This is a genomic window from Mesorhizobium sp. M0676 (genome assembly GCF_040320535.1).
Lineage (GTDB): Bacteria > Pseudomonadota > Alphaproteobacteria > Rhizobiales > Rhizobiaceae > Mesorhizobium.
In genome coordinates, this window is record NZ_JAMYPU010000012.1 from 39,877 (window position 1) to 51,826 (window position 11,950).

15 protein-coding genes are annotated in these 11,950 nt (G+C 63.2%); 4 read left to right on the plus strand and 11 right to left on the minus strand.

The features are described from left to right. The first annotated feature begins 200 nt into the window (after nt 1-200). Nucleotides 201-1,073 carry an AraC family transcriptional regulator gene (locus tag NKI35_RS15210; protein WP_023733350.1) on the plus strand — a complete coding sequence of 291 codons (873 nt, stop codon included), beginning with the start codon at nt 201-203 and terminating at the stop codon, nt 1,071-1,073. Nucleotides 1,074-1,108: 35 nt separating this feature from the next. Here the strand turns inward: NKI35_RS15210 and NKI35_RS15215 are convergent, their stop codons facing one another. From NKI35_RS15215 to NKI35_RS15260, 10 genes are all read right to left on the minus strand, one after another. Beyond that, nucleotides 1,109-2,080, minus strand: coding sequence for a Bug family tripartite tricarboxylate transporter substrate binding protein (locus NKI35_RS15215; protein ID WP_023683714.1), 972 nt, complete (start codon nt 2,078-2,080; stop codon nt 1,109-1,111). Between the two features lie 146 nt (nt 2,081-2,226). Further along, nucleotides 2,227-2,742 carry a hypothetical protein gene (locus tag NKI35_RS15220; RefSeq protein ID WP_352459853.1) on the minus strand — a complete coding sequence of 172 codons (516 nt, stop codon included), beginning with the start codon at nt 2,740-2,742 and terminating at the stop codon, nt 2,227-2,229. 93 nt (nt 2,743-2,835) lie between these two features. Beyond that, nucleotides 2,836-3,771, minus strand: a complete 936-nt coding sequence (locus NKI35_RS15225) for a ribose-phosphate pyrophosphokinase (RefSeq protein WP_023686119.1) — start codon at nt 3,769-3,771, stop codon at nt 2,836-2,838. A 141-nt stretch (nt 3,772-3,912) separates the two neighbouring features. Beyond that, on the minus strand, nt 3,913-4,509 hold the full coding sequence (locus NKI35_RS15230) for a hypothetical protein (protein WP_023713943.1): 597 nt from the start codon (nt 4,507-4,509) through the stop codon (nt 3,913-3,915). Between the two features lie 55 nt (nt 4,510-4,564). Further along, nucleotides 4,565-5,716 carry a M24 family metallopeptidase gene (locus tag NKI35_RS15235; RefSeq protein WP_023683716.1) on the minus strand — a complete coding sequence of 384 codons (1,152 nt, stop codon included), beginning with the start codon at nt 5,714-5,716 and terminating at the stop codon, nt 4,565-4,567. Continuing rightward, nucleotides 5,716-6,510, minus strand: coding sequence for a peptidoglycan editing factor PgeF (gene pgeF, locus NKI35_RS15240; protein WP_023695793.1), 795 nt, complete (start codon nt 6,508-6,510; stop codon nt 5,716-5,718). Before pgeF ends, NKI35_RS15235 begins: the two co-directional genes overlap by 1 nt. A gap of 151 nt (nt 6,511-6,661) precedes the next feature. Beyond that, nucleotides 6,662-7,726, minus strand: coding sequence for a class I SAM-dependent methyltransferase (locus NKI35_RS15245; protein WP_352521345.1), 1,065 nt, complete (start codon nt 7,724-7,726; stop codon nt 6,662-6,664). Continuing rightward, a complete protein-coding gene (lgt, locus tag NKI35_RS15250) occupies nt 7,723-8,607 on the minus strand; it encodes a prolipoprotein diacylglyceryl transferase (RefSeq protein ID WP_023672032.1) in 885 nt (294 codons plus the stop codon). The genes NKI35_RS15245 and lgt overlap by 4 nt, the downstream gene beginning before the upstream one ends. 103 nt (nt 8,608-8,710) lie before the next feature. After that, entirely contained in the window at nt 8,711-8,950 is a 240-nt protein-coding gene (locus tag NKI35_RS15255; RefSeq protein WP_023683720.1) for a BrnA antitoxin family protein, read from the minus strand. Nucleotides 8,951-9,032: 82 nt separating this feature from the next. Then, nucleotides 9,033-9,191: a hypothetical protein gene (locus NKI35_RS15260; RefSeq protein ID WP_245259839.1), complete on the minus strand. Its 159-nt coding sequence runs from the start codon at nt 9,189-9,191 to the stop codon at nt 9,033-9,035. A 155-nt stretch (nt 9,192-9,346) separates the two neighbouring features. On the opposite strand from NKI35_RS15260, the gene NKI35_RS15265 reads away from it, so the two are divergent. The 3 genes from NKI35_RS15265 (at nt 9,347) to NKI35_RS15275 (ending at nt 10,831) form a co-directional block, all read left to right on the plus strand. Then, nucleotides 9,347-9,649 (plus strand): accessory factor UbiK family protein, encoded by a 303-nt coding sequence (locus NKI35_RS15265; RefSeq protein WP_023711152.1) that lies wholly within the window; start codon nt 9,347-9,349, stop codon nt 9,647-9,649. A 315-nt stretch (nt 9,650-9,964) separates the two neighbouring features. Then, complete coding sequence (locus tag NKI35_RS15270; protein ID WP_006202532.1) at nt 9,965-10,465, plus strand: type III secretion system chaperone family protein; 501 nt, start codon at nt 9,965-9,967, stop codon at nt 10,463-10,465. Between the two features lie 6 nt (nt 10,466-10,471). Continuing rightward, nucleotides 10,472-10,831: a tRNA-binding protein gene (locus tag NKI35_RS15275; RefSeq protein WP_023672028.1), complete on the plus strand. Its 360-nt coding sequence runs from the start codon at nt 10,472-10,474 to the stop codon at nt 10,829-10,831. Nucleotides 10,832-10,841: 10 nt separating this feature from the next. On the opposite strand, the gene NKI35_RS15280 is transcribed toward NKI35_RS15275, so the two are convergent. Continuing rightward, nucleotides 10,842-11,864, minus strand: coding sequence for a glycosyltransferase family 4 protein (locus tag NKI35_RS15280; RefSeq protein ID WP_023683722.1), 1,023 nt, complete (start codon nt 11,862-11,864; stop codon nt 10,842-10,844). Between the last annotated feature and the right edge of the window lie 86 nt (nt 11,865-11,950).

Genomic DNA, 11,950 nt, shown 5'->3' on the forward strand with positions numbered 1-11,950 from the left:
AGGCTCCGAGGTCTTTTTGGCGGGTGTTTGCCCGCGGGCAGGCTTGGCGGCCGCTCCCGCGGACCGCCTTAAGGACGCTCGTCTGAAGCGCTTGGGCGACGCCCCTGCGGAGCGCCTTGGGGATGGCTGCCTTATAAGCCGCTTGCGAGGCGACTTCTTTCGTGGTTTGGTCCAATAGTTTCGCAAGTGGGCCATAGCCGATGCCACATGGCAGGGACATCTTCCGCGCCGGCAATGCCGATCTCGGCCGATTGCACGAAAGCCGCTGGCAGTGGCTGGAGGAGGTTTCCGGGCCGGCGGTGGCTTTGCCGACCGAATATCCCGACGGTTACCTCGTGCCGCAACACCGCCACAGCCGCAGCCAGCTGCTGCATGCGCTGGTCGGTGTCGTGCTGGTGACGACCAGGTACGGGCGCTGGATGGTGCCGCCCGACCACGCAATGTGGATACCGGCCGGCACCGAGCATTCTGTCGAAATGCTGGGCGATGTCTCGATGCGCTCGGTCTATGTCATGCCGGGCGCTATCCCCGGCCTGCCGGAAGGTTTGCGCGTCGTCGGCATCACCGAGCTGATGCACAGCCTGATCGTCGAATCGGAAAAGCTGCCGCAAGGCGGCGAACTGGAAGGCCGCGGCGGGCTGATCATGAACCTGTTGCTGCACGAGATCCCGACCTTGCCGGAACGGCCGCTCGGGCTGCCGTTCCCGTCCGACCCGAAGCTGGCGGCGCTCTGCCGACGCTTTGTCGCGGCACCTTCGCCGCACGCCACGATCGACGAGTGGGCGGATGCCGCAGGCATGAGCCGCCGTTCGTTCACCCGCGCCTTCCAGCGCCAGACCGGACTGTCCTTGTCGACTTGGCGCCAGCAGGCCTGCCTGTTTGCGGCCCTGCCCAGGCTCGCCGATGGCGAGCCGATCACCAGGGTGGCGCTCGACCTCGGTTATGACAGCGTGCCGGCATTCATAACCATGTTCAAGCGCATGCTCGGCGCCTCGCCGCGCGGCTATATGCGCGGCGCCCGCGACGAAGGCATGCGGCGGGCTCAGCCTCGACTTGAGGCCCCGGCGCCGTAGCGCCAGGAAAAGCCCGCAGTACTTTGCCGTAGGCCCTAGTCCAGCTGAACGCCGCTGGCCTTGACGATCGGTTCCCATTTGGCGAGTTCGGCCTTCACATGCACTCCAAGCTCTTCCGGGGTGGAGGCCACGATCGAGGCGCTGAACTGGGCCATGCGGGCGATCACATCAGGGTCTTTCAGGGCTTCAACTGCCGCCTTCTGAAGAACGGCGACGACCTCCGGCGGCGTGCCTGCGGGCGCGAACAGAGCGTTCCAGCTGTAGGTTTCATAGCCGGGAATGGTTTCGGCAATGGCCGGTATGTCGGGGAAGGAGGGAACGCGCTCCTTGGTGGTGACGCCAAGCGCTCTCAGCGTCCCGCTCTTGATATGGCCCGATGAAGAGGGGAGGTTGTCGAACATCATCGGCACCTGATTGCCGATAACGTCGTTCAAGGCCGGTCCGGCGCCCTTGTAGGGAATGTGCTGCATACTGACGCCGGCCATCGTCTTGAAAAGCTCGCCGGAGAGATGGAGCGGGGTGCCATTGCCTGATGAGGCGTAGGCATATTTGTCCGGGTCCTTCTTCAGCATCTCGATCAGTTCCTTGACGTCCTTGGCAGGGAATTCAGGGTTCACGACCAGGACGTTTGGCACCAGCACGAGCAACGATATCGGCGCAAAATCCTTCTCCGCATCGTAGGGCTTTGTCTTCAGGATCAGCGGGTTGAGCGCGTGGGTTGCGACCGTGCCCATCAGGATCGTGTAGCCGTCCGGTTCGGCCCGGGCGACCTGGGCCGCGCCGATGCTGCCCCCGGCGCCGCCGACATTTTCGACGACAATCTGCTGGCCGAGCTTTTCGGACATCTTGTTGGCGACCAGGCGCGCGACCAGATCCGTCGAGCCACCGGCGGAAAAGGGGACAACCATGGTGATGGTCCGGTCCGGAAAATCGGCGGCCCAGGCCGCCGGTGCTGAAAGGGTGGCTGCGATGGAAACCGCGAGCCCGAGCAAAGTCCTACGCCGCATCTGCTACTCCTCCGTTGATTGGAGGGGCAGTATGGCCATGGTGAACTCCTCGCACAATGCAACCATGGACTGACTGCCCGCCTCAGGAGATCGGGCTTGACACCGATGCTTCGGTTGGCGTGCGCGAGAACGCCTCACCCCTCAGTTCAATCAGCCTTGGTCCAGCTGAAAACAAGCCATTTGTATCGTGACGTCTCTTCAGGCTCGGCCGTGTAGGTCATCTGCATGTCGCCGCCCTCGGCGTAGATGTCGAGCCTAGGCGCCGTGTCCAGTTCGAGCCACAGGGAATCGTTCTTGAACGACCATGTCCCGCACCAGACGCAAGGCCCCGATGCCGGGTCACCCGGTTGGTGAAAATTGTAGCGGCCGTCCGCCGTGATCTCCAGATAGTCGAAGGCGCCATAAAAGGCGGTCACAGTCTGCTGAAATTCGGTCGCAGCCGCTTCCTGGTCGGGCTTCGCCGGCTCTTTCAGATCACGCGGTGGCCGGATTGCGGACCCTGCGATGCTCCATTTGCCGATGAAATCCTTTTCGGTGGGAAGATATTCCGTTTGCGCCTGCGCGGTCGAAACCGGAGCGATTGTCGGCGCATAGGCCGCGCTGGCGATGCCGATTGCGAGAAGCATTCCTGCGATGCCTGCAGCCTTGATTCGATTGCGCATCAGCTGCGCTCCTTCCACGACGGTTTGGGGCAGATTCCAAAAACGAGATTACCCCCGAGCTAGGCCCGTGGGCACGCTTTTGGGCAACATGGATTAATCGAACAGGCTCGACACGGACTCTTCGGTCGCTGTGCGCGAAATCGCCTCGCCCATCAGGTCGGCGATGGAGATGACGCGGATATTCGGGGCGTCGAGCACGCCTTGCGTCGGCTGGATGGAATCGGTGATCACCAGTTCCTGCAGCTTCGAGCCGCTGATCCGGGCGACCGCACCGCCCGACAGCACGCCGTGGGTGATATAGGCGGTGACGCTGGTAGCGCCGTTGGCGAGCAGCGCATCGGCGGCATTGCACAGCGTGCCGCCGGAATCGACGATGTCGTCGATCAGCAGGCAATCCTTGCCGGCGACCGCGCCGATGATGTTCATCACTTCGGATTCACCGGGACGTTCGCGGCGCTTGTCGACGATGGCCAGTTGTGCGTCGAAGCGTTTGGCGAGCGCGCGGGCGCGCACCACGCCGCCGATGTCGGGCGAGACGACGACGACATTGGCAAGCTGTTTGTATTTTGCCTTCACGTCGCGGGCCATCACCGGCACCGAGAACAGATTGTCGGTCGGAATGTCGAAAAAACCCTGGATCTGGCCGGCATGGAGGTCGAGCGTCAAGACGCGGTCGACGCCGGCGCGGGTGATCATGTTGGCGACCAGCTTGGCCGAGATCGGTGTGCGGCCCGAGGCCCGGCGATCCTGCCTGGCGTAACCGAAATATGGGATGACCGCGGTGATGCGCTTGGCCGACGAGCGCATGAAGGCATCGATCATGATGAGCAGTTCCATCAGATGATCGTTGGTCGGGAACGAGGTCGACTGCAGGATGAAGACATCCTCGCCGCGCACGTTTTCCTGGATTTCGACGAAGATTTCCTGATCGGCGAAGCGTCTGACGCTGGCCTTGCCCAGCGGGACATTGAGATAGCGGGCGACCGCTTCGGCCAGCACCCGGTTGGAATTGCCCGCGAAAAGCTTCATGCACCGTTCCTGGCGAAGGATGGGGAGGTCCTCTTAATCGGGCTTGTAGCGAGCCGTGCCGGTATTGCAAGCCTCGTTGACGGGAATCCGCCGGCTAATCTCAAAAACGTCAACAGTGAACGGAAGCCGGTAACAGGCGGATCAGCCGGCGCTGCCGCCGAGCCAGGCCGCGAACTGGTCGATCGTCTGGTCGGCGATCGCCTGCATGGTAGCGGGTGCAACCGCGGGCCAGCCTTCGGCGGCATTGACCGAGGGCGCCTTCTGCTGGCCATTGATGCGGTGTAGCCGGTTGCCGGCGGGGTCATAGACGTCCCAGACATAGATAACGGTGGTGTCCTTGCCTTCCGTCATCGTCGAGAAGTAGCCCTTCAGCACATGGGTGGCGGCTTGGTCGGCGCTGCCGGCAAGGGTGATGCCGCGCTGCTTGGCGCGTGTCTGCAGTTCGGCCGTCAGCGGCGTTGCCGCTTCCACGGAGGCGCCGACGATCGGCGCGATCTGCAGCCGGGTCTTCGACAAAGCGGCGGCGCTCTGCGCGGGGTTGGCGGGTGTCGTGGCGCCGACGACCGGCGCTGGTGTGGCGGCGGGCGCGATGCCCGGGGCAGCCAAGGGCTGAGCCGGTTGGGCCGAGGCTGCCGGCGGCGTGATGGCGGACGGCTCAAGGACGTCCTTGGCATTGGTGCAAGCGGCCAGCACAAGCGCTGCGAGCAATGACACGGTCGTCACATGCGATCGTCTCATCTGCCCGAAAACTCCTTAGTCGCGAACGCCCCCGCGTGGACCAACCATTATGGATTCACTGTACGATCAAGTCGAGATCATGGCGTGAAAGCGGCTTCGGCTGGGATTCGGTGGTCAGGTAGGTGCGGCCAAGCGTCATCGCCGTCTCGGTTTCGGAGTCCATGATGATCATGTGCGCGAACAATGTCATGTTGGGCGCGATCGGCTCGGGATTGCCCTGGTAGAACATCGGCATATCCATCCAGGACGGGGTGAAGCGGGCGCCGACGGAATAGCCGCAGGCGTTCAACCGATGCTTGGTCAGGCTGTGCGCCTCCAGCGTGCGGGCATGCGCGTCGAAGACGTCGCCGAAGGTGTTGCCGGGCGTCATCGCCTTCTCGACCGCCAGAAGAGCCGCGCGGGCGGCGTCGAACAGCTCCTGATGGCGCTTCGACGCCTTGCCGGTCAGCACGGTGCGCATCATCGGCGCGTGATAGTGATGGAACACGCCGGCCCATTCGAGCGTCAGCTGATCGTTCTTGGTCAGCTTGCGGCGCCCGGCCTTGTAGCGGCAGAGCAGCGCGTCGATGCCCGAGCCGATGATGAATTCATTGGCCGGATAGTCGCCGCCGCCGGCAAACACCGCGCCCTGCATGGCGGCAAGGATCAGCGCTTCGTCGCCGCCCTGCTTGATCAGCGGCAGGGCCGCGTCGAGCGCGTCGTCGGAAAGGTTGGCGGCCTTTTCGGCCTTGGCGATTTCAGCCGGGCTCTTGAACAGGCGCAGACGGCCGACAATACCGGAGGCGTCGGCGATCTGGCCGAAGGTCTGCAGCTGCTCGTCGACGCGGCGGCCATTGAAGGCGGTCAGGCCATGGGTGTCGTATTCGACGCCGATGCGGGCGCCGAGGAGATTGAGGTCGTTGAGCAGGTTGCGCAGGTCGACCGCCGGGTTGGCGCCGTCGCGGTCGGTCCACAGCACGATGTTGTCGATGATCGATGTGTGGCGCGCCTGGCGCAAATCGGCCGAGCGGGTGAGCAGCACCATCGAGCCGTCAGCCTTCACAACCAGGCACTGGAAGAAACAGAAGCCGAACGTGTCGTAGCCGGTTAGCCAGTACATGCTCTCCTGGGCGAAAAGCAGTACAGCATCGAGCTTCTTTTCCGTCATCTCGATCATCAACCGGTCACGCCGGGCGTCAAATTCCGACCGTTCGAAATGCAGCGCCATTATCCGTTCTCCAAAACAATTGCCGAAACCTGCCGACCGTAGTCCGGTTCCTTGCGATGCGTCGCGCGCCGGTAGGAAAAGAAGAGATCCTCCTCGGCATAGGTGCAGCGGCCAAGCCCCTGCGCGGTCACGCCAGCCTTCTTCAGCCGGTCGACCGTATAGAGGTTGAGATCGAACATTGCATGCGCCGGATTGGCCGAAGGCGCGAAATAGCCGATGTTTTCGGCATCGGCTTCGACGAAACGGGCGACGAATTCCGGCCCGACCTCGTAATTGTCGGGGCCGATCGAAGGACCGAGAACCGCAATGATGCGCTCACGGCGGGCGCCGAGGCTTTCCATCGCGGCAATGGTGTTTTCAAGCACACCGGTGAAAGCGCCCTTCCAGCCGGCGTGTGCAGCGCCAATGATGCGCGCTTGCGCATCGGCGAACAGCACCGGGCCGCAATCGGCCGTCGAGGCGCCGATGGCGATGCCCGGCCGGTCGGTGACGATGGCGTCGGCCTTGGGCCGCGGGCCGGGAAAGGGTTCCCTGGCAATAACGACATCGGGCGAGTGGACCTGATGCGCGGTCAGGAGATGGCTGGCCGGCACACCCATCCAGGCAGCGACGCGGCGGCGGTTCTCGGCGACCAGCATCTGATCGTCATCCGACCCGGTGCCGATGTTAAGTCCCTGATAGATGCCGCCGGAGACGCCGCCGATACGGGTGAAATAGCCATGGCGGATACCTCGCGGCTTGGCCGCTTCCAGCAGCGGCGAGCGAACAGGATCCGGTTTGGTCTGATTCAGCATGGATGGGTTTGTTGTCCGCGCCGGCGTTTTCGTCAAGGCGAAGTTCGGCCGAGTGATTGCGACAGTGCTGCTGCGTCGACTTTGCATTGGCCAAAAGCAGGCATGCGACCACAAGCGACATGGCGGGACGGCTTGTAACGATCTCTGAGGGTCAGACTGGCTGATGCGGCAGGATTTTCAGGATTTTGAACAGCGTGCCCATGCCGTCGGGTCCGGCCAGGCGCTCGACGGCATCGGCAATGGTTTGTCGTGCCTCTTGGCTTGCCTGGCTGCCCAACTGGCCAGCTCGCTCAAGCAATCCCATGCCAAGCAGAAAGTCGCCCTGCGTCGCCAATTCCACATCGAGGCCATGCGCCCGCACGACGGCGGCCAGTGCCGCGAAGTCGACATGGGCGGTGAGATCGGCTTCGCCGGGATTGGCCAGCACATCTTCTGGGGCGTGCCTGCGCACGGCCTGCAATGTGTCGCCGAAACCGGGCTGGAGATGGCCGTAATCAGGGAACAGCCCGGCGCCGCCGTGGTCGGCTATGCGTTCGGCAATGGTCGCCATCAGTGCCGCGCGGGCCGGTGCTATTTCGAAAATAGAGCCTTGTGGCGCCTCGGCGGCGTCTTCCGGCAGCAGCATCGCCTCGACCGAGCCGGCGCCGGCGAAGAAGCTCAACTCGTCTGAGACATCGAGGCCGATCACCCGTTCGCGCCAGCCGGCGCCGGCGCGGATGAACTGGCGGATCGGCACAGCGTCGAACAATTCGTTGCCGACAATCAGCAACGGCGCCTGCGGTAGTGTGGCGATGGTTTCGTGCCAGCCGAGCTCAACCGAAGTTTCGGCAAGCGTCTGCTTCTGGATTTCGGTCAGCCGCGGACTGGTCTCGACCAGAGCGAAGGAGGCTCCGGCGGCGATAGCCGGATCGAGCCGCGTCAGGGTGCGAAGCATGTCCTTCATCAGCGTGCCGCGGCCAGGCCCGATCTCCGCGATGGTGACCGGCAGGGGTCGGCCGATCGCCAGCCAGGCCTGATAGAGCCAGACGGCGACGAGTTCGCCGAACATCTGGCTGATCTCGGGTGCGGTGACGAAGTCGCCGGCGGCGCCGAACGGCTCGCGCGTGGTGTAGTAGCCGTCGCTGGGATCGAACAGGCAGAGCGCCATGTACTCGTTGACGGGGAGGGGGCCGAGCGCGCCGATCAGGTCGACGATGCGGGTCTTCAGCCGTGTCATGCCGGCTGTGGTTGCGGCGCCGGTTTGGCTGTGGCCATCGCCCAGATGCCGGCCAGCACCATCGGCAGCGACAGCACCATGCCCATGGTGAGCCAGCCGCCGAGGAGGTAGCCGAGCTGCTGGTCGGGCTCGCGGAAGAACTCGACGAAGATGCGTGACAGGCCGTAGCCGCAAATGAAGGCGCCGCCGACAAAGCGCGGCGTCTTCAGCTTCAGCCGCGAATGGGTGAGGAAGCGCAGGACCAGGAACAGCACCGCGCCCTCGAGCAGCGCTTCGTAGAGCTGGCTCGGATGGCGAGGCTCCAGGCCCGCGACACAACCCGCCACGGTCTGCTGGAGACGCTCGTTGCAGAAGACGACGCCCCACGACACGTCGGTCACGCGACCCCAGAGTTCGGCATTGACGAAGTTCGCGATGCGGACGAGGCCGAGCCCGACCGGCACGCCGGCTGCCACCACGTCGAACAGCGTCCAGGTGCGGATGCCGCGCTTGAGGGAAAACAGCGTCATGGCGAGGATGACGCCAAGCAGGCCGCCATGGAACGACATGCCGCCCTGCCAGACGGCGAAGATGTCGAGCGGGTGGTCGATATAGCGCTTTAAATCGTAGAAAAGCACATAGCCGGTGCGTCCGCCGAGCACGACGCCGACGGCGGCCCAGACGATGAAATCGTCGAGGTCGATCGGCTTCATCGGCAAGACGCCATCAGGCCACAGCCTTGTGTTGGTGACGAGCCGCTTGGCGTACCACCAGGCGAACAGGATGCCGACGATATAGCCGATGCCGTACCAGTGCACAGCCAGCGGGCCGATCTGAACCAGGATCGGGTCGATGTTGGGGAAGGACAGCGACGCCATCGGCAGCGGGAAATAGTCGTTCAACAGGATCTCCTGGGAGGGCTCGCGTTAGGGCGCGGACCATGCGGCAGGGTTTTGGCGGGGTCAAGGCAAGGTGACGACAGCCTGATCGTCAGAGATAATGGGCTCAACCCTGCGGCTTGCCGGCGACCAATTGCCTGAGCGCATCGTTGATCCTGTCTTGCCAGCCGGGGCCATCTTCCTGGAAGTGGTCGAGCACGGCGCGATCGATCCTGATCGAGACAAGCTCGCGAACGTTTGGTGCGGCGGAGGGTTCGCGAATGGGAGGCGCGGGTTTCTTGACCGGCTTGAAGGCCGCTTCAGCGGCTTCCATCGGATTGGTCGGTCGGCGCGGGGGCGTTGCCATTGGTTGATCCTGAATGAGAGTGACTCTTGCCTGAGCAAGTCGTGAGGAAAACTAGGCCGCTGGTCTGCGAAGACCAGTAACTTCACTTGGTTCTCTCTGCCATTGCCCTGTATTTGGCTTCAAGCCTGTCCAGCACCTCGTCGCCAGGCTTGACCCGGCCCGCATCGGCATCCGAAATGCCCTTTGCGAGTGCTGCATCGAGTGCTGCAAAGCGCTTCTCCAAGTCCGCACTGTCCGTCACGGCAACCGTCGTTCCAAGAATCCACTTGAGATAATAGCAATCTGTCCGCCGGACCGTGAGCCAAATCGCGTCCGACATGAAGCCGCACCAGCTTCAACGTTCTTGCATTCCGCAGGCAGTGCCACTACGTCAATTCGAGCAAGCGAGGATTTGCCATGTCAACCGGACCAAACCGCATTCTCGATGAATTCGCCAAGCTGATGACCGATGCTGCGGGTGCCGCACAAGGCGTGCGCCGCGAGGTGGAGACTGCCTTCAAGGGGCAGGCCGAGCGCATCCTCAACACCATGGATGTGGTGCAGCGCGAGGAGTTCGAGGCTGCCCGCGACATGGCTGCCAAGGCCCGCGAAGAAAACACCAGGCTGGCCGCCCGCATCGACGCGCTCGAGGCCAGGCTTGCCGAATTGACCGGACAGGCCGCACCTGCGGCTGCGGCAAAGCCCAAAGCAAAAAAATAAAATTTGAACTTTTCCACAAAGCACAATCCGAAAAAGTGCTTTGCCGTGAATCGTTTACCGGCAATGCATGAATCTTTGTGACAGCGCCTTTCCACATGCTGATGACGCAGTGCGAAAAATTAGGCTGTTCACGCGACTCCCGATCAATAGACTGAATTTGTTGCATGATTCGGAGCAGGGTCATGCGGCCGGGCGGTGGGGTCCGGTCCGGGGTCTTTGTATCGTGAAGTCCTGGCCGTCCGAGTTCAAGACAAATTGTTCGTCGTGTGTGCCCCGCGGAGCGTGTGGCGCTCCCCTGAACACAGGAAGCATTCCATGGAACTTCTCGAACTCGAATTCTCCCGCGAAATCCATCCGGTGGATGTCATCGAGCAGGTCGCCCATAACAATGACTGGTCCTTCGAACGGGCCGGCGATGACGAAATCTCGATCTCGGTTGCCGGCAGCTGGACCGATTATCACGTCTCCTTCTCGTGGATGGAGGACTTCGAGGCGCTGCATCTGGCCTGTGCTTTCGACATCAAGGTGCCGGAAGCCCGCGCGCTGGAAGTGATGCGGCTTTTGTCGCTGATCAACGAGCAGATGCTGTTTGGCCATTTCGATCTCTGGGAGCAGGAGGGCGCGATCATGTTTCGCCAGTCACTGCTGCTCGCCGGCGGGGTCGAACCGTCGAGCCAGCAGGTCGAGGTGCTTTTGTCGTCGGCGCTTGAAGCCTGCGAATGCTATTTCCAGGCCTTCCAGTTCGTTGTCTGGTCGGGAACCTCGGCCAAGGATGCGCTGGCCGGCGTCCTGTTCGAGACCTATGGTAACGCTTGAGCTTCCATGAGTTCGAGCAGCGCGCGCAAGCCCGAGATCAGCTTTGCCGATTTTGATCGTGTCGACATCCGTGCCGGCACGATCGTCGAGGCCGAGCCTTTCCCCGAGGCGCGCAAACCCGCGTTCAAGCTGAAGATCGATTTCGGCCCTGAGATCGGCGTGAAGAAATCCTCGGCACAGATCACGAAATACTATGCGCCGGAAACGCTGGTGGGACGGCAGGTGTTTGCGGTGGTGAATTTCCCGCCGCGCCAGATCGGTCCGTTCATGTCGGAAGTGCTCACGCTCGGCTTCCCTGATGAGGAAGGCGCCGTGGTCCTTGGCGCCATCGAGCGCAAGGTGCCGGACGGCGGCAGGTTGTTTTAGGAAGATTGCGTCAGGCGGCCAGCTTGCGCCTTGTGCTCAGCGCCTCTTCGACCGTGTCCATGAACATTTCGGCGCAGGCTTTCCAACTGTAGCGCATGGCGCGTTCGCGCGCCTCGGCGCGGTCGACATTGAGCGCGGCGAGCGAGGCCTCGCGCAGATCGGTCGACACCGCGCCGCCGATGCCGTCGCCGACAATGTCGATCGGTCCGGTGACCGGATAGGCGGCCACCGGCGTGCCGCTGGCCAGCGCCTCGATGATGACGTTGCCGAACGTGTCGGTGCGGCTGGGGAAGACGAAAACATCAGCCGAGGCGTAGATCTCGGCCAGCTCATCGTTCGGGCGATGGCCGAGGAAATGCGCCTGCGGGTACTTCGCCCTGAGCCTGGCCAGTTCCGGTCCTTCGCCGACGATCACCTTGCTGCCGGGCAAGTCGAGGTCGAGGAAGGCGCTCAGGTTCTTCTCGATGGCGACGCGGCCGACGCACAGGAATACCGGGCCAGGGAAGCCGAGGTCCTTCTTCTTGTCGGGGCGGAAGTGATCGGTGTCGACGCCCCGCGTCCACGGCCTGAGCTTGGTGAAGCCTCGCGACGCAAGGTCCTCCGCCAGCGACTGGGTGGCGACCAGCGTGCCTTGTCCGGAATTGTGGAAATCACGCAGCCAGCGATAGGCCCAGCTCTCCGGCACCGGCAGGCGGGCGCTGAGATATTCGGGAAAGCGGGTGTGATAGCTGGTGGTGAAGGGACGGCCGGCATTGCGGCAATAGCGCCGCGCCATGATGCCGAGCGGGCCTTCGGTGACGATATGGATATGGTCGGCCTTGCGAGCCTCGATCAGCCGCGCGACATGACCGGGCGTGGTCAGCGCCAGCCTGATGTCGGGGTAGGTCGGCAACGGCAAGGTGCGAAAGATGTTCGGGGTCAGGAAGTCGACCGCAACGTCGAAGGTTTTCAGCGTTTCGGTGAGCCGCTCCAGCGTGTGGACGACGCCGTTGACTTGCGGCCGCCAGGCGTCGGTGACCATCAGGATGCGCATGGCGGTCCTTTGCTCGGGTCGACGGTTGCCTTGATGCGATAGCGGTACGGCCCGGCTGCCCTCGCTTCGCTCCACCGCACCCGGGC